The organism is Acetoanaerobium pronyense, from assembly GCF_017874355.1.
In the GTDB taxonomy this organism is placed as follows: domain Bacteria; phylum Bacillota; class Clostridia; order Peptostreptococcales; family Filifactoraceae; genus Acetoanaerobium; species Acetoanaerobium pronyense.
Genome location: NZ_JAGGLI010000018.1, coordinates 23,123 through 41,211 on the forward strand (window position 1 = coordinate 23,123; position 18,089 = coordinate 41,211).

Below are 18,089 nucleotides of genomic sequence, written 5' to 3' on the forward strand. Positions count from 1 at the left end.
GTTTACTAATTTAAACAATTTCTTATTATATCATTTTCTGGCTTTTCTTACAAAGCCCTTTAGATGCTAAAGGGCTTTAAAATTTATTTTTTTACAAGAAGGGCTACAGATTGAGCGCTTATCCCTTCCTCTCTTCCTTCAAACCCTAGCTTTTCAGTTGTTGTAGCCTTTATTCCAATATCTCTGATATCCACTTTAAATATTGAAGCAACAATTTCCCTCATCTGGTCAATATGGGGAGCCATCTTAGGTTTTTGGGCTATAATAACACTATCTATATTTGAAATTTTATATCCCATTTCATCAACATATTTGGCTACTTCCTTCATAAGTATTTTGCTGTCTATATCTTTGAAATTTTGGTCTGTATCTGGGAAAAATTTCCCTATGTCCCCTAGGGCAAGAGCGCCCAGAACACTATCCATAATCGCATGAAGGAGTACATCGGCATCAGAATGTCCGTCAAGTCCTAATTCGTAAGGAATCTCTATTCCACCTATTATGAGTTTTCTGCCCTTTACAAGTCTATGAACGTCATATCCTATTCCTATTCTCACCTTATCATCTCCTATACTAGAAATTTTATTTCACCTTAGCATATTATTTTTTTATATCAAGATAATCCTTCATTATTTGACTTGCGAGAGCTAAATCCTCAGGAGTGGTAATCTTTATATTACTATACGATCCAAGTACAGCTTTTACCTTCCCTCCTGTGATTTCCACAACAGATGCATCATCTGTCGGTATTTGTTCATAGGGCTTTTTCTCGCACTCTTTGTATGCCTTTATAAGCCTTTCTTTTCTAAAGGCCTGAGGCGTATGAACTGCAAATAAAGTATTTCTCCTTGGAGTATTTTCAACAATAAAGTCTTCTCCTAAAACCTTGATAGTATCTTTTACAGGTACCCCTACTATGCACCCATCCCAAGTTTTAGCTCCTTCTATAACATTTTCTACATCTTCCTTCGTAAAAAAAGGTCTTACTCCATCATGTATGATTACAATCTCACAATCATCATCTGTCATAGAGAGTCCATTTTGAACAGAATCCTTACGCTCTAACCCTCCATACGCTATTTTCAGTGGTTTTGTATTAGATAAAAAGGAAGCTACTTTTTCTTCGAATAAACCTTCTTCTTCCTTCACTATTACAGCAATTACTTCATCTATATATTGATTTTGCATAAATCTTTCTATAGTCCAGTAAACTATTGGTTTTTCTGAAAGCTCAAGGTACTGTTTGTTGATATCAGCCTTCATTCTCGTACCCTTCCCTGCTGCCACAACTACCGCACTAACCATTTTTACATCTCCATTTCACTTCGTACTTTATATAATAAGTCTAATTCTCTTTTAATACTCATATTATACCCGATTTTCAAAACATATTCTATTTACAAACTTATTATAAGATTAAAATGATATCAATATCGTTTGTAACCACTTATGTCTTGCTTTTATTTTTTCCCTAAAGGAAAATATGGGTATAAGTTAACTGAGCTCAAATTGAAAGGTGGTTTGTTATGGAGATAAAAAGCGCTCTTGTAAGGCCTCTTACTTTAAAGGATAAGACCAATCTAACTATAATTATACTAACTGTAATTACAGGAATTTTCTTTACTTTTCTTGGAGTATATGAAGGCTTAAATATATTTGAAGGAATTTCCCTTGGATTTACAAAGGGGATTGCTTTATTTCTTTGCTGGGCTTTGGCAAGGGAGCTAGACCCAGATGGAAAAAGAGCAGCTTTTTATGGGCTAGTTCCCCTTTTCTTTGTTTTTTTTATACAAAATGAATTTATGATTCTCCCTATGGTGTATTTGCTTTTTCTCCTTAGAATACTTTCAAAATCAGTAGGAAAGCCTCTAACTGTATTTGACCTTTTAGTAATATTCTTGTTCTCTGTATATCTATATCTTTTTTATAGCTTTCTTTTCCCTCTTTTTGGAAGTATATTTCTTTTCCTTGATTTTCGTTTAAAAGGAGTAAAAAACGGAGCTACACTTATAGTATCTATCCTTTTGATGCTCCTTGCTTTAATGTCTTTTGTAAATATATACACGATTGTTCCTGTAGAGGTTGATTTTATGAGTATACTTGCAGTTTCAACAATATCCACCCTTTTTGCTTTTAGACTTTCTTTTTTTAAGAAGCTTCTTTCAACCTCAGACAACAATCTTTATTTTCTTAGTCCCAAAAGAGTAAAGGCAAGTGGAGTAGTCACCTTGTTGTTTGCTTTGGCCCTTGCTATCAATTATGGATTTATTCGAGAGACAAGCCATCTTTGGTTTGCAATGATGGGGGTTTCCCTTCCATTTCTTAGTGAAGTAAAAAATAAAATCAAAGGTTCTTATTAATAAAATACCTCCATAGAAAGTCTAATTAAAATTAGTCTCTCTGCGGAGGTATTTGTATTTCATCTCAAAATCTTTTTATTTAATTTTTTAGCTTTGCAAAAATCATTCTTCCCGCAGCGGTTTGAAGCACTGATGTAACTAAAACATTGAAGTTTTGACCTATAAGCTTTCTAGCTCCTTCAACTACTATCATTGTCCCGTCATCAAGGTATGCTATCCCTTGATTATGCTCTTTCCCCTCTTTTACTATAGTAACGTTCATTTCTTCTCCAGGTATTACTATAGGTTTTATTGCATTTGCAAGTTCATTAATATTAAGCACTTTTACCCCTTGAAACTGAGCAACCTTGTTGAGATTGTAGTCATTTGTTATTACATGACCATTCATAGTCTGCGCAAGTTTAAGAAGCTTCATATCAACCTCTGATATATCATCAAAATCCTGCTCTGATATCTGAACATTTAGCTTGAGTTCTTTTTGCATCATATTTAGTATATCAAGTCCTCGTCTTCCTCTTACCCTTTTGAGATCATCTGAAGAATCAGCTATATGTCTTAGTTCTTCAAGTACAAAGGTCGGAACTATAAGTTCTCCTTCGAGAAATCCACTTTGAGTAATATCAGCTATCCTTCCATCAATAATTACACTAGTATCTAGAATCTTAGGAGGTATAGAAAACCCTTCCTTTGGCTCCGATGTCTGCTTTTCCTTTGGTGTAACATGCTTTACTACATTGATAAGATTAGCAAAATCATCCTTTCTTTTAGTTGCAATATTGATTCCTATATATCCAAAGAAGATATATATAAGGGTAGAAATCGCAGTACCAACAAGTGGAATGTTTATTACAAGCCCGCTAATAAAATAAGCTATTATAAGACCTATTATAAGTCCGAAGCTCGCGGTAAGTATCTCCATAGGCGGGATGGATGACACTTCTCTTTCAATTCTTGCAGCAACCTTTTGGCCAATTTTCATAATGAATGGAGAAATCATATAAAATATAAGTCCGAATAAAAGGGATATTATTGCGGCTGCAGCAATTCGCCATACAAGTAGTTCTGGAACTCTTTGAGGAATTATTCTTTCAAGATAAATATAAAATGCTGCCCCAAGGGTAATTCCAACCAAAGAAAGTATTATTCTTAGAGTCTTTTTAATCATAATTTCACCTACCTTTCTATTTTTTTATCAATATATATCATAGGGCTAACCCTTAAGATATCTTTAATTTAATGAATACTTCTTAATATGTTGACCTTATTGCAAATATTTAAGTATAATAAACCTATAAAGGTTTAAAAGCCCAAAAGGAGGTAACAAAATGGAGCTCAAGGAATTTACTAAAAAAGTCGACGATGTACTAATAAGACATAAAAGTATTTTAGATATTACAAGCAAACTCCATGAAACCGATGGAAAGATTAACAGGGCAATAGCTAAAGCTGTTACTGAATGCGGATGTATCAAAATAAATGCATTTAAACAAGATATGCCGGAAAATATCAACTACTCTGATCTTAGCAAATATATGAAAAATCATATAGAAGGCAGATTATGCCATACCTGCGAAGAAAAGATAGTAGAAGAAATCGGAGATCATATGTTTTATATCGCAGCTCTTTGCAATAATCTAGAGTTAAGTACTGATGAAATCCTAAAGAAAAAGTATAATGAAATAGAAACCCTAGGAAAATTCAGCCTCTTTTAAATTATCTATAAAGCACCCTTTTAACATTCTACATCAAAAGCATTGACTTTGCTTTACAAATCACTTACAAAATTGTGGAATTTTGTAGGTAAATGAGTGTATTTTTATGACTTTAAAGTCTTCCTATATTGAATCAAGGAAGACTTTTTTAGTACATTTATATATGTCTATCTAAAAGCATCTGTTCTTTAATACGTCTGATTCCATTTTTGATATGTCTTGCCCTTATCTCTCCTATACCCTCTACATCATCAAGCTCTTGTATGCTCGCATTAGTTATAGAGCTTAAAGAGGTGAAAGTATCTGTAAGATTTTCAATGACATTGGAAGGGAGTCTTTGTATCTTATGAAGTATTCTATATCCTTTGGAGTATACACTTTCATCAAGAGATGCCTGGGTTCCTGTATACCCAAGAAGCTTAGCAATGCTCACATTATCCAGCAAATCCTCAGTTGTAAGATCTTTTATTTCTTCCTTAAATTCTTTATACTCAGCTTTACTGTTTATATAGTCCTTGAAAATATATTTATACTCATCCTTTACAGAGCCCATCAGCTCATCCATCTGCATTTTTACGAGTCTACCTTCATTTCCAAGCTCAATAATATATCTTTCAAGCTCGTTTACTACCCTCATAAGCATCTCTATCTTTTGAACCACCATTACTACATCATATAAGGTTACAAGTTCTTCAAACTCCAGTGCCGATAGATTCGTAAGAAACTGATCCAAAACAATCTTATACTTTTCAAGGGTCTGAACAGCCTGGTTAGCCTTTGTAAGAATCTTGGATGTGTCTTCTATTATATACTTTTCCGAGCCTTTATAAAGAGTGATGATATGTCTTCTTTGAGATATAGATATTACCATCTTCCCTGTTTGTCTAGCAACTCTCTCAGCTGTCCTATGTCTTGTTCCAGTCTCCTTTGTGACAATAGATGAATCTGGAAGAAGCTGAGCATTGGCATAGAGTATTTTTTTAGCATCAGTTGAGAGTATTATACTTCCGTCCATCTTCGCAAGCTCATAAAGATAGGCAGGAGAAAATTCGGAGTTTAGATTAAACCCTCCATCCACTATATCAAGCACATCCTCACTATCTCCTATTACTATAAGAGCACCTGTCTTTGCCCTCAGTACATTTTCAAGTCCCTCTCTAAGAGGGGTTCCCGGAGAAAGCATTTTTAGAGCTCCAATATTTTCTTTATTTTCCCAAAAAACATTTGCCATATTACCCTCCAAACCCAGCTGTCAAAGCTTCTCTTATATTTTTTACCCCTGTAATTTTTATATCCTTGATATCTTTTAAATCCTTAGCCATCGAAGAGGGCATTATTATTTCAGTAAATCCCAGCTTTTTTGCTTCATTAACCCGTTTTTCTCCAAAGCCTACTGACCTTATTTCCCCTGTAAGTCCTACTTCTCCAAAAAATGCTATATTTGCTTTTACTTCTCTATTTGAAAAGCTTGAAGCTACTGCGCAAACTATACCAAGGTCCAAAGAAGGTTCATATATCTTGATTCCCCCTGTGAGGTTGACATAGACATCATGACTTTGTATCCTAAGTCCTGCTCTTCTTTCAAGCACAGCAAGAAGCATGTTGAGTCTATTATAATCAAGCCCTGTGGCAGTCCGTCTTGGAACAGCAAATGTAGTAGGAGCTACAAGAGCCTGAATCTCTACAAGCATAGGCCTTGTTCCTTCCATCGTGCAGACTATTGCAGTTCCTGGAGCTCCTGCACTGCTTTCTGAAAGGAGTGTCTTAGATGGATTGTCTACCTCCTCTAAGCCCTTGTCCGTCATTTCAAACACTCCAAGCTCATTTGTGGAGCCAAATCTGTTTTTTACCGCCCTTATCATTCTATAGGTATTGTATCTTTCTCCTTCAAAATAAAGTACAGTATCTACAAGATGCTCAAGGACTCTTGGCCCAGCAATTGCTCCTTCTTTAGTCACATGGCCTACCAAAAAACATGATATTGAATTGTTTTTAGCTATTTTCATAAGCCTTCCTGTACATTCTCTTACCTGAGATACACTCCCCGGAAGAGAAGTTATCTCAGCTGTTGCCATGGTTTGTATGGAGTCAATGATGACAAGGTCAGGCATTACAGAAAGTATTTCATTTTCTATGATTTCCATGCTGGTTTCAGCCATGACAAGGACATCCATTTCCTCGTCAAAAAGTCTTTTTGCCCTTAGTTTTATCTGGTCTTTAGACTCTTCTCCTGAGACATAGAGTACTTTTTTTTCTTTGGAAATATTTCTTGCAAGTTGTAAAAGAAGGGTGGATTTTCCTATTCCTGGATCTCCTCCAATAAGAACTAGGGAGCCTTTTACGACTCCGCCCCCTAGTACTCTGTTAAACTCTCCTATCATAGTTGAGAATCTTGTTTCTTTACTTCCCTTTACTTCTTTAAGAGAGATGGACTGCATTATATGAGAGCTCCCTTTTTTAGCTCTAGCCTCTTCCTTGGGAGCATATACTTCTTCAACCATAGAACCACCAGCTTTACATTCTGGACATATTCCCCACCATTTTGGAGATTCATATCCGCATTGCTGGCATATATATTTTGTCTTCAATTTAGCCATTTTATCACTACCTTAAAATTCGTCATACCTCATTATAACACTGAATAATATGAAGACCAATTGCTTAAGACCTAACTTTGGACTCTATTTTTAATTTTTCTCCATCCCCTGTTATTACAAGGCTCTGCTCTTCCTTTATATCTCCTCTTAGCATCATTTCAGCTATTGGGTCTTCTAGGAGTTTTTGGATAGCACGTTTTAGAGGTCTAGCTCCAAACTCTAGGTCATATCCCTCCTGAGTTATGATTTTCATGGCCTGTTCATCTAGACTTATTGTAATGCCTCTTTCTAATAGTCTTTTTTCCAGACTCTTTGTCATAAGATGAACTATCTTTTCAATATCCTTTTGAGTAAGGGAGTGGAACACTATTATATCGTCAATTCTGTTTAAAAATTCAGGCTTAAAATTCTTTTTAAGCTCTGTCATTACTCCCTCTTTCATTCTTTTGTATTCGTCCTGCTCCTGCTTATCTTTTTCTATGGCCATGCCAAATCCAAAGGTGTTTTGCTTTTTAATAGTAGATGCCCCTACATTTGAGGTCATTATTATTACAGTATTTTTAAAGTCCACTGTTCTTCCTTTGGCATCTGTGAGTCGTCCATCATCTAGGATTTGAAGAAGCATATTAAATACATCGGGATGTGCCTTTTCTATTTCATCTAAAAGAACTACGCTATATGGATGTCTTCTTATCTTATCTGTAAGCTGTCCACCCTCATCATAACCTACATATCCTGGAGGTGATCCTATAAGCTTTGATACTGAGTGCTTTTCCATATACTCACTCATATCTATTCTAATTATTGCATCATCATCTCCAAACATCGACTCTGCAAGTGCCTTTGAAAGCTCTGTCTTTCCAACTCCTGTAGGTCCAAGGAATATAAATGAACCTATTGGTCTCTTTGGATCTTTAAGACCTGTTCTTGCTCTTCTTATAGCCCTTGAGACTGCTGATACCGCCTCTTCCTGACCTATCACTCTATTGTGCAGAGTCTCTTCGAGATTAAGAAGCTTTTCACTTTCCTCCATTTTAAGTCTAGTGACAGGCACAGATGTCCATGAAGAAACTATATCCGCTATATCATCTTCTTCTACTACCCCTGAACTTGTATTTGCTTTTTTGGACCACTCTTTTTTCGTGGCTTCAAGCTCTTCCTTGCTATTTTTTTCTTCATCTCTAATTTTTGCAGCCTTTTCAAAATCTTGATTAGATATAGCCTCTTCCTTTTCTATAGATAATCTCGAGAGCTTTTCTTCAAGGATTTTTATAGAATCAGGAGCTGTATATTTTCTAAGTCTGACCTTTGATGCAGCTTCATCTATAAGGTCTATAGCCTTATCTGGAAGAAATCTATCTGCAATATATCTATGTGAAAGCTCTGCCGCTGCTTTTATTGCTTCATCTGTAATCTTTACCTTGTGGTGAGCTTCATATCTATCTCTGAGTCCATGAAGTATTTTTATAGCATCTTCTACAGATGGCTCATCCACCATTACAGTTTGGAACCTTCTTTCAAGAGCAGCATCTTTTTCTATTTTTTTCTTGTATTCATCTATTGTTGTTGCCCCAATCACCTGTATTTCTCCTCTTGCAAGGGACGGCTTCATGATATTTGATGCATCTATAGCACCCTCTGATCCACCAGCTCCCGCTAGATTGTGTATTTCATCAATAAAGAGAATCACAGATTTTTCTTCTTTTAGCTCCTCTATTATTTTCTTTATTCTTTCCTCAAACTCTCCTCTATATTTTGCTCCTGCTAGTATTGAGCCCATTTCAAGTGCCACTATTCTTTTGTTTCTCAGCATTTCAGGAACATCTCCTGCTACTACCTTTTGAGCAAGACCTTCTATTATGGCAGTCTTTCCTACCCCTGGGTCCCCTATTAGAACAGGATTGTTTTTAGTTCTTCTTGAGAGTATCTGTATTATCCTATCAACTTCTTTATCTCTACCAATTACTGGGTCTAGGCTGTTTTGTGAGGCTTCATAGGTGAGATCTGTACCGTACATATCTATTGTAGGGGTACCTTTTGAACCCTGAGGCTTACTTTGGTATTGACTCTGAGCCTGATCTTTACCTTGATTTTGACCTCCCGCAAGCATAGAAATTATTTCTCTGCCTACTAGATTTATATCAATCCCTTTTTCAAGAAGAAGCCTTGCCCCTATCCCTTCTTGCTCTCTAATAAGACCCAAAAGCATATGCTCTGTACCCACATAGTTATGTCCCAAATTTTTTGCTTCCATAAGGCTTAGCTCAAATATCCTCTTAGTTCTTGGAGTAAAGCCCATGACCTGAGATGGGGCATTCCCCATACCATCTATCTCTATGATTTCCCTTCTAAGGTCTTCTATTGTAATTCCAAATTTGTAAAGCACCTGATAGGCGATTCCGCCCCCCTCTGCTATAAGCCCTAGAAGGATATGCTCACTTCCCACAAAGGTATGCCCTAGCTTACTAGCCTCAGCTGCCGCCAAATCTAAAGATTTTTTTGCCCTTTCTGTAAAATTTTCAAACATACAAACATCCTCCTTTATCAGTTTATATCAACGTTTTTAAATGCTTCCCTTAAATAATCTGCTCTTTTATCGTCCCTTTTAGCCTCTTTTGCTATCATAGCCTGATTCGCAGGCTGGACCTTTATCATAAGATTATCTACTTCGCTATTTTCTATACCTTTTACAATCCCAATTCCTATACCAATCTTTATATTTGAAAGATGATTCATAGCTTCTTCAGTTCCCATTACTTTTGAAAACCGAAGAATTCCAAGAGATCTTGAAATCCTATCATCTAAAAAAAGTCCCATTCTTTTTCTAAGGATTTTTTCAGCCTCAAGCTCCCTTTCAACTATTTGTTTGGAGATTCCAATTATATTTCCTACTATTTCTTCTTCTTTTCTTCCAAGTGTGAGCTGATTGGATATCTGAAACAAGGATCCAATAGATTTCGTTCCTTCTCCATAAAGACCTCTTACTGCAAGGCCTATCTGTCCTGCACTTTCAAGGATTCCTCCCATATATCCAAGCTCTACAAGAGCTGGAAGGTGAAGCATTACAGATGCTCTAAGTCCAGTTCCTATATTTGTAGGGCAGGCTGTAAGATATCCTAGATTCTCTGAAAAAGCGTATTTTAATCGTTCTTCAAGGACATCATCCACCTTATCGCATAGGTCATAGGCCTGTAAAAGGCTAAGCCCCTTCATAAGCACCTGTATCCTAAGGTGGTCCTCTTCATTTATCATTATAGATATTGTTTCGTCTTCTTGAATAAGAGCAGCTCCGTTATTTTCATTTAATAGCTCTTTGCTTATTAAATGCTTTTCTAAAAGAACTTCCTTTTCAAGCATGCTTTTATTTTTTATAATCACAGGAGTAAGGTTGTCCTTTAAAACAGTGTTTCCTTCTTTAACTGTCCTTACTACTCTATCCACAAGCTCACTTGCCTGATGTTCATCAATTTTATTTGGAAAAGGATAGTCTTTAAGATTTCTAGCAAGCCTTACCCTTGAGCTTACTACTACCCTACTTATTTCTTCATTTGTAGGTCTTTCCATATTAATTCACCTCTTTTTCAAGTAGCCTTATCTTATCTCTAAGCTCTGCAGCTGATTCAAAATCTTCTTTTTCTATAGCTTCTCTAAGCTGTGCCTTGAGGGAATTTACTTCTTTTTTTATCTTTAATTCCTCTGATGCATTTGATGGTATTTTTCCTTGATGGTCCACCCTTCCCTGTATTCTCCTAATAAGAGGATAAAGGTTGTCTTTAAAGGCTTCATAGCAAATATGACACCCCACTCTTCCTGTAGTTTTGAATCTACTATAGGTTGAGCCGCATCCCGGGCAAGTTTTTTCAGATTGCTTGGAAAAATGGTCTTCAATGTCCATCTCCATAAGACTTGAAAACAAATCCTGTATGGATATTGGCATATTTATGTTTACATCTAAGGGAATATTTTTCTTTCCTTTGGCACACTCACTGCATATATCCATATCCTTTATAATCCCTCCAACCAGCTCCTTATAATGGATAGTTGCAGGATTCTTTTTGCAAACTTGACAAAGCATGAAGAGCCTCCCTTCATTATAAAAAGACATGATTTGCACCATGCCTTATTTCTCGTCATAATAATCTAGCCTTTAAAGTAAGTTCCTAGATTGAGTATCATGGTTTATTTTTTAGGAAGTATTTCAATCCAGTAGTTGTCTGGATCCGCTATGAAATATATTCCCATTTTTTTATTCTCAAAGACTATGCATCCCATTTCCTTGTGATGATTATATGCTGCCTCAAAGTCATCCACACTAAAGGCGATATGAAATTCATTGTCTCCAAGATTATATGGTCTGTCCCAGTCTCTAAGCCATGTAAGCTCAAGCTGATGCCTAGACTCACCATCTCCTAGATATGAGAGTATAAAGCTCTTGTCTTCAGGCTCATACCTTCTTACTTCTTTAAGGTTTAATGCCTTTTCATAAAATTCCAAGCTTTTCTTTAAATCAAAAACATTTATATTATTATGAACAAATCTAAATTCCATAGTGAGCCTCCTAGTTAATAATATATTAAGCCTTTTATTAATACCCTTCTTCTAAAATATAATTCATAAAAGGTTCTGTTAATAAAGCAGATTGTTTATTGCTATCCAAGCAAATTTTACAATTCTTGCTTATGATTTCTGTTTGATTTTTTTCTATTCGGGTAAAACTTATATTGTGAATAAAATATTGCTCTATTTGTAAAAACTTTATAAAAATATATTTAATGTGTTTACAAATTAAGAGTTTATGGTATAATTGTAATAGATTCAAAGTTGTAATCATTACAATTTAAAACAATTCAAACAAATTAAATTCAAGGAGGAATTAGTAATGGCTAACAAAAACCTAGTAAAACACCTTAACACATATCTTTCAGATCTTCATGTGCTGTATACAAAGCTTCACAATTTCCATTGGAACGTAGAAGGAAGAAGCTTCTACCAGCTTCACGCAACCCTTGAGGGTCTTTATGATAATGTAGCAGAGGAGCTTGATGCTGTTGCAGAAAGAATCCTTATGATAGGAGAGCGTCCTCTTGCAAAAATGGCTGACTATCTTGAAAACTCAAAAATAAAAGAAGTTGAAAGCAAAAGCATCAAGGGTGATGAAATTGCAAAATCTGTACTAAAGGATTTTGAATATATAATGCAAACTCTTAAAGAGGGTATCGAAATAGCTGAAGAAAATGACGACCCAGTAACTGCAGATATGCTTACAGGCTCTTTAGCTCAATATGAAAAATCAGCTTGGATGTTAAGAGCTTACCTAGCAGAATAATATCAAAACCCAAATGAATATAATACTTCACAAGTTGTTTTAACGTAAATCATTTAAAAGCTGCAAATTTAATTTTGCAGCTTTTTTTATTGCCAACCTTCAATTCCTTAAAGATTTAATTTTGATGAATCCTATATAAATCTTCTTTAATTTGCAATAAGGAGGTCTCAAAGTCATTTGACTTTAAAAGACCCCCTTTTGTAACTAGATTATTTAAACTAGCTTATCTTTTTCTTATATTACATCATTCCTGGCATTCCGCCGCCCATTGGCATTTGTGGCTCATCTGATTCTACATCTACTACAGCAGCCTCTGTAGTAAGGAATGTAGCTGCAACAGATGCAGCATTTTGAAGTGCTGATCTTGTCACCTTTGTAGGGTCTATAATTCCAGCTTCAATCATATTTACATATGTCTCGTTAAGAGCATCAAAGCCGTGGTACTTATCTCCCTTTCTAACGTTTTCTACTATTACTGCTCCCTCAAGGCCTGCGTTTATAGCAATCTGCTTTAGTGGCTCTTGAAGAGCTTTAAGAACGATTTGAATTCCTGTCTTCATTTCTCCTGTACTTCCTTCAAGAAGAGCTTCAACCTCGCCCATAACTCCAACAAGTGCAGATCCTCCTCCTGGAACTATACCTTCTTCAACTGCAGCTCTTGTAGCGTTTAGAGCATCTTCCATTCTTAGTTTTCTTTCTTTAAGCTCAGTTTCTGTAGCCGCTCCAACCTCTATCACAGCAACCCCGCCTGCAAGCTTTGCTAGTCTTTCTTGAAGTTTTTCTTTGTCAAAATCAGAAGATGTTTCTTCGATTTGTCTTCTTATTTGACTTACTCTATCTTTAATAGCTTGCTCTTCTCCAGCACCATTTACTATTGTAGTATTTTCTTTAGATACTTTTACAGTTCCAGCTCTTCCTAGCATATCAACTGTAGCTTCTTTAAGGTCAAGACCTATTTCTTCAGAAATTACAGTACCTCCTGTAAGTATAGCTATATCTTCAAGCATTGCTTTTCTTCTGTCTCCAAAGCCTGGAGCCTTAACAGCAACAACTTCAAATGTTCCTCTAAGCTTATTTACAACTAGAGTTGCAAGAGCTTCTCCTTCTATGTCTTCTGCTATTATAAGGAGTTTTTTCCCTTGTTGTACTATTTGCTCAAGCACAGGAAGTATTTCTTGGATATTGTTTATTTTCTTATCTGTAATAAGTATATATGGGTCATTTAGGGTAGCTTCCATCTTGTCTACATCACTTACCATGTAAGGAGATACATATCCTCTATCAAACTGCATACCTTCAACTACTTCAAGTACAGTTCCCATAGTCTTAGATTCTTCTATAGCTATTACTCCATCATTTCCTACTTTTTCCATAGCCTCAGCGATTAGTCTACCTATTTCTTCATCTCCTGCTGATATAGCAGCAACCTGAGCTATTTCCTCTTTGTTTTCAATTTTTCTTGAGTTGTTTTGAAGTCCTTCAACTGCAGTTTCTACAGCTTTTTGAATTCCTTTTCTAAGAAGTATAGGATTTGATCCAGCAGCTACGTTTTTTAGTCCTTCTCTTATTATAGCTTGAGCTAAAAGAGTAGCTGTAGTAGTTCCATCTCCTGCAACATCATTTGTCTTAGTAGCAACCTCTTTAACAAGCTGTGCTCCCATATTTTCATATTTATCTTCTAGCTCTATTTCTTTAGCTATTGTAACTCCGTCATTAGTTATAAGAGGAGTACCAAATTTTTTATCTAAAATTACATTTCTTCCCTTAGGTCCAAGTGTAACCTTTACTGTATCTGCAAGCTTATTAACACCAATCTCTAAAGCTTTTCTAGCATCTTCTGAAAATCTAATTTCCTTAGCCATTTATTTTTCCTCCTGTATTATAAAATAATTTTTAATATTTTAAATTCCTCGAAGTTAAGCTGTAAATTATTCTACTACAGCAAGAATGTCACTTTGCTTTAATATAGTATATTCTTGTCCATCAAGTTTTACTTCTGTTCCTGCATATTTAGAGAATATTACCTTATCTCCAGTTTTGATCTCCATTTTTACTTCCTTGCCTTCAACCATTCCTCCTGGACCAACTTCTATAACCTCGGCCATTTGTGGACTTTCCTTAGCGCTTCCTGGCAGTACTATTCCGCTTTTAGTTTTTTCTTCCGCTTCCATCATCTTAATTACTACCCTGTCTCCAAGTGGTCTAATTTTCATAAAGTAGCCCTCCTAATAATATTTTAATTTTATAAATTTTAGTTTAATGTTAGCACTCTCTTTAATTGAGTGCTAACTACATTTAATATGTTATACAAAAATAGAATTTTTTTCAAGTATTTTTTTGAAATTTTTTTCAAAATTCCATCCTCAATTTTTATTTCGAGATAATAACCCTATTAGACGAAGACACTAAAGTATAGGTGAAAATAGTCTAGCAAGGGACTCCATAAATCTAGTACGAAGAGGCTTTTTAATTATTTCATCATAAAAAAGTTCTCTAGAATCCTTCATATCCATATCAAAGATATTATAGAGTTTTTTAATAGTCATAGTATCATATATAAATGCATTTACTTCAAAATTAATCATAAAACTTCTTATATCCATGTTTGCAGTCCCTACAGATGCAATCTCACTGTCTATGAGTATGGTCTTTGAGTGAATAAAGCCCTTTTCATAAAGAAAAACCCTTCCTCCTATTTTTAAAATCTCTTCAAGATAAGAAAGAGAAGCATGGTATACCATTTTGTGATCCGGAAAAGAAGGGAACATAATCCTTACATCCACTCCAGACAATATCGCAGTCTTTAAGGCTGTAAGAAGTGCATCATCTGGAATAAAGTATGGAGTCTGAATATATACAGTTTTTCTCGCTTGGGATATAGATGAAAAATAGGCGTTGTATATACTCTCATACTGGTTGTCAGGCCCTGATGATACTATTTGAATTATGGAATCCCCTTTGTATTTTATTGGCGGAAAAAGTCTCTCTCCAATAACCTTTTTGTCAGAACCTATATGATAATCAATCAAAAATATTATCTGGAGCATATATACGCTTTCGCCCTCTATCCTCAGATGGGTGTCTCTCCAAAAGCCAAATTTTGGATTTTTGTGGACATATTCATCTCCGATATTGAGCCCTCCAAGATATCCTATTTCCCCATCTATAATACAAATCTTTCTATGATTCCTATAATTGAACTTTCTATGAAAATATGGGAAATGAGCCTGAATAAAAGGTCTTACCTCTACACCCGCATCTTTTAAGCCCTGTAAAAAATCTCTATGAAAAAAAAGCCTAAAGCTTCCTATATCATCATAGAGAAATCTTATTTTTACCCCTTCTTTAGCTTTTTTTATGAGAAGCTCTCTGAGTCTTCTTCCTATTTCCGAATCCTTTACAATAAAGTATTCTAGATGAACATAGTCTTTTGCATTTTCTATATCTTTCATCATTTCATTGAATTTTTCAACACCCTCTGTAAATATCTTTACGTCATTATTAAGTGTAAAGGGTGCCCTCTCAGAGTTTAGTATAAGCTGCATTACTTTTTTCTTTATTGCATGTTTTCTATTACTAAATACAAGATCTTCTTTTAGGGCATATTTTTGGTGCATAGTAAGCCTTTGAAGACTTACCATACCTTTGATATCACTAGACATTAGATACTGAGCAACTTTAGCCTTGGTCTTTTTTATTTTTCCTTTTCTAAGATTTTCTCCAAATAATAAGTAAATGAAAAATCCTATACCTGGAAGAAAGACCATAACCAAAAGCCAACTTACTGTCTTTGCTGGATCTCTATTTTCAAAGAAAATAGTAAGAGATACTATTGCAGACAAAACTGTGGTCATGAAAAAAAATATGGTCAAATCCATAAATTATTTCCTCCCTATTCCTTTCTCCCTTGCATAATAAAAAAGATACTGCTGGGCAAAGCCAGACATGTCCTGAAATTTATCAATTGCATATTCTCTTATTTTTTTCAAATCCTTTACTTCTTCCTCAAGGTAAAATTCTTCCATTACTCTTTTAACCCATACATCTACTGGAAATACATCATATTTTCCTAGTCCAAATAAAAGAATACAATCAGATACCTTAGGGCCAATTCCAGGAAGGGCCATAAGATCTCTTCTCGCCATATCTGTGGGAAGATTTTTCAGGTTGTAGAGGTCAACTTGATGAGAATGTTGAATATAGCTTGTATCCACTATATACCCTCTTCTAAATGCTACCTTGGAATTAATAAGAAGCTCTTCCTTTGCAGAAGAAAGGGCTTTCGGAGAAGGAAAACTATAGTACTCTTTACCTCTATATTCTCCAAGAGGCTCTCCCAGTTCATTAGAAAGATATTTTATACTTCTTTTAATCATTGGTATTGCATTTCTTGCAGATATTATAAATGAAATTACAGTCTCAAATGTATCCTGTCTTAAAATCCTAATACCATGTCCAAATTTTACAGATTCATCTAAGTATTCATCCATCATGGATAGCTTTTCTTTGATAAGGGAATAGTCCTTTTCCATATCAAAATAATGCTTCCATATTTTTTCATATTCCTCTAAGGTTGTATTATCAAATATTATAGTATCTCCCTCACCTTTAACATTGAGGACTCTGTTCATAGCAACACCTGTATAGGAGCCATCATCTTCTAAATCCCATCTAAAACACTGCCCACATTCAAATATATGCTTAGGTACAAAATCCTTTGCTCCATCTATAATAACCCTATTTTTTTCAGAATAAATTTTCATATTTTCAGCTCCAGTTCCAATTGAAATTTTCTCCTCTGTATACTACCCATTTTAGAGTATAAACTAACCTTTATGGATTAAATAAACAAATGAAAAAATTAATTTATAATGATGTATAATATATACAAAGAGTGATAAAATTAACAAGTCGGCTTAAACTATATTAATAGAAAGAAAGGAACATACATATGACTATTTTTGAAACCACTATAAACTCTATTACAGACCTTGATAAAGAGGCTATGGAAAAAGCAAAGCAAAGACAAGACATCCTTATTAAACCCTTAGGCAGTCTTGGAAAACTAGAAGATATAACTATAAGACTCGCTGGTATATATGGAGAGTACCTTTTTGATACTTCAAAAAAAGCAGTAATCGCTTTTGCAGCTGATCACGGAGTCTATGAAGAAGGAGTAGCTCCTCATCCTCAAGAAATCACAAGAATCCAAATCCCAAACTTCGTAAAGGGAATCACAGGAGTTGGGGCTCTTGCAAGATTTGCAGGAGCAGACATCTACGGTGTCGATGTGGGAATCAAGTACGATAAAGAGCTTGAAGGTGTAACCAACAGAAAGATAAGACAAGGTACTTCAAATATGGCTAAGGGGCCCGCTATGTCAAGAGAAGAAGCTATCAAATCCATAGAGATAGGAATTGAAGAGACTTCAAAGCTTATAGACGCTGGATACAAAGTGATTGGAATCGGAGAAATGGGAATCGCAAACACCACTCCTACAAGTGCAATAATATCTGTAATGGGGAGCTATGAGCCTATTGAAGTGACAGGAATAGGTGCAGGACTCAACTCTGAAGGAGTAATAAAAAAGGCTAAAGTAATAGAAAATGCAATAAATCTCAATAAGCCAGACATCAATGACCCGATAGATGTGCTTAGCAAGGTTGGAGGATTTGAAATAGGCGCTATGGTAGGGGCAATATTATGCTGTTCATCAAGAAAAATCCCTGTGGTCCTTGATGGCTTTATTTCATACAGCTCTGCAATTTTAGCAATAAAATTAAATCCTAAATCTAAAGAGTATATGATACCTTCTCATTTTTCCGCAGAGCCAGCTTCAAATAAGGCCTTTTCCCTTCTTGGACTTGAGCCAATGCTACAGATGGACATGAGACTTGGCGAAGGCTCTGGAGCTGCACTTTGCTTTAATATAATCGAAGCTGCAAATTTTGCATACAATAATATGTCTACATTTGAAGAAGCAGGTTTTTCTGTTTAAAAACCAAAAAAACTGAATTTTTAATAATATTTGTTTAAACCTCCTGTGATAAGCCTATAATAAGATTGAACAAAATATTTATATTATTAAAGGAGG

17 protein-coding genes are annotated in these 18,089 nt (G+C 35.2%); 4 read left to right on the forward strand and 13 right to left on the reverse strand.

The genetic code is table 11. From position 1 onward, the window contains the following. Window positions 1-83: 83 nt before the first annotated feature. Both ispF and ispD read right to left on the reverse strand, forming a co-directional pair. Window positions 84-557: a 2-C-methyl-D-erythritol 2,4-cyclodiphosphate synthase gene (ispF, locus tag J2Z35_RS08590; protein ID WP_209660988.1), complete on the reverse strand. Its 474-nt coding sequence runs from the start codon at window positions 555-557 to the stop codon at window positions 84-86. 43 nt (window positions 558-600) lie between these two features. Next, on the reverse strand, window positions 601-1,305 hold the full coding sequence (gene ispD / locus J2Z35_RS08595; RefSeq protein ID WP_209660989.1) for a 2-C-methyl-D-erythritol 4-phosphate cytidylyltransferase: 705 nt from the start codon (window positions 1,303-1,305) through the stop codon (window positions 601-603). 221 nt (window positions 1,306-1,526) lie between these two features. Between ispD and J2Z35_RS08600 the strand changes: the two genes are divergently transcribed. Further along, entirely contained in the window at window positions 1,527-2,360 is an 834-nt protein-coding gene (locus J2Z35_RS08600; RefSeq protein ID WP_209660990.1) for a hypothetical protein, read from the forward strand. A gap of 79 nt (window positions 2,361-2,439) precedes the next feature. Here J2Z35_RS08600 and J2Z35_RS08605 read toward each other — a convergent pair whose 3' ends face one another. Next, on the reverse strand, window positions 2,440-3,525 hold the full coding sequence (locus J2Z35_RS08605; RefSeq protein ID WP_209660991.1) for a PIN/TRAM domain-containing protein: 1,086 nt from the start codon (window positions 3,523-3,525) through the stop codon (window positions 2,440-2,442). Window positions 3,526-3,685: 160 nt separating this feature from the next. Between J2Z35_RS08605 and J2Z35_RS08610 the strand changes: the two genes are divergently transcribed. Then, a complete protein-coding gene (locus J2Z35_RS08610; protein WP_209660992.1) occupies window positions 3,686-4,072 on the forward strand; it encodes a nucleoside triphosphate pyrophosphohydrolase family protein in 387 nt (128 codons plus the stop codon). Window positions 4,073-4,229: 157 nt separating this feature from the next. Here J2Z35_RS08610 and disA read toward each other — a convergent pair whose 3' ends face one another. From disA to J2Z35_RS08640, 6 genes are all read right to left on the reverse strand, one after another. Then, a complete protein-coding gene (disA, locus tag J2Z35_RS08615; RefSeq protein ID WP_209660993.1) occupies window positions 4,230-5,303 on the reverse strand; it encodes a DNA integrity scanning diadenylate cyclase DisA in 1,074 nt (357 codons plus the stop codon). Between the two features lies 1 nt (window position 5,304). Next, on the reverse strand, window positions 5,305-6,669 hold the full coding sequence (radA, locus tag J2Z35_RS08620; RefSeq protein WP_209660994.1) for a DNA repair protein RadA: 1,365 nt from the start codon (window positions 6,667-6,669) through the stop codon (window positions 5,305-5,307). Window positions 6,670-6,733: 64 nt separating this feature from the next. Further along, complete coding sequence (locus tag J2Z35_RS08625; RefSeq protein ID WP_209660995.1) at window positions 6,734-9,196, reverse strand: ATP-dependent Clp protease ATP-binding subunit; 2,463 nt, start codon at window positions 9,194-9,196, stop codon at window positions 6,734-6,736. Window positions 9,197-9,213: 17 nt separating this feature from the next. Next, complete coding sequence (locus J2Z35_RS08630) at window positions 9,214-10,233, reverse strand: protein arginine kinase (RefSeq protein WP_209660996.1); 1,020 nt, start codon at window positions 10,231-10,233, stop codon at window positions 9,214-9,216. A 1-nt stretch (window position 10,234) separates the two neighbouring features. Continuing rightward, on the reverse strand, window positions 10,235-10,744 hold the full coding sequence (locus J2Z35_RS08635) for a UvrB/UvrC motif-containing protein (protein WP_209660997.1): 510 nt from the start codon (window positions 10,742-10,744) through the stop codon (window positions 10,235-10,237). Between the two features lie 104 nt (window positions 10,745-10,848). Continuing rightward, window positions 10,849-11,217, reverse strand: a complete 369-nt coding sequence (locus J2Z35_RS08640; protein ID WP_209660998.1) for a VOC family protein — start codon at window positions 11,215-11,217, stop codon at window positions 10,849-10,851. Between the two features lie 331 nt (window positions 11,218-11,548). Between J2Z35_RS08640 and J2Z35_RS08645 the strand changes: the two genes are divergently transcribed. Continuing rightward, window positions 11,549-11,995 carry a Dps family protein gene (locus J2Z35_RS08645; protein ID WP_209660999.1) on the forward strand — a complete coding sequence of 149 codons (447 nt, stop codon included), beginning with the start codon at window positions 11,549-11,551 and terminating at the stop codon, window positions 11,993-11,995. Between the two features lie 239 nt (window positions 11,996-12,234). On the opposite strand, the gene groL is transcribed toward J2Z35_RS08645, so the two are convergent. The 4 genes from groL to J2Z35_RS08665 form a co-directional block, all read right to left on the reverse strand. Then, on the reverse strand, window positions 12,235-13,857 hold the full coding sequence (gene groL / locus J2Z35_RS08650; RefSeq protein ID WP_209661000.1) for a chaperonin GroEL: 1,623 nt from the start codon (window positions 13,855-13,857) through the stop codon (window positions 12,235-12,237). Between the two features lie 66 nt (window positions 13,858-13,923). Further along, the gene (groES, locus tag J2Z35_RS08655) at window positions 13,924-14,208 is read right to left on the reverse strand and encodes a co-chaperone GroES (RefSeq protein ID WP_209661001.1); all 285 of its coding nucleotides are present in this window, start codon (window positions 14,206-14,208) and stop codon (window positions 13,924-13,926) included. A 192-nt stretch (window positions 14,209-14,400) separates the two neighbouring features. Next, complete coding sequence (gene cls, locus J2Z35_RS08660) at window positions 14,401-15,873, reverse strand: cardiolipin synthase (RefSeq protein ID WP_209661002.1); 1,473 nt, start codon at window positions 15,871-15,873, stop codon at window positions 14,401-14,403. A gap of 3 nt (window positions 15,874-15,876) precedes the next feature. Further along, window positions 15,877-16,758 (reverse strand): DNA-3-methyladenine glycosylase family protein, encoded by an 882-nt coding sequence (locus J2Z35_RS08665; RefSeq protein ID WP_209661003.1) that lies wholly within the window; start codon window positions 16,756-16,758, stop codon window positions 15,877-15,879. A 188-nt stretch (window positions 16,759-16,946) separates the two neighbouring features. Here J2Z35_RS08665 and cobT point away from each other — a divergent pair, with 188 nt between their 5' ends. Then, complete coding sequence (gene cobT / locus J2Z35_RS08670; protein ID WP_209661004.1) at window positions 16,947-17,993, forward strand: nicotinate-nucleotide--dimethylbenzimidazole phosphoribosyltransferase; 1,047 nt, start codon at window positions 16,947-16,949, stop codon at window positions 17,991-17,993. Window positions 17,994-18,089: the final 96 nt, after the last annotated feature.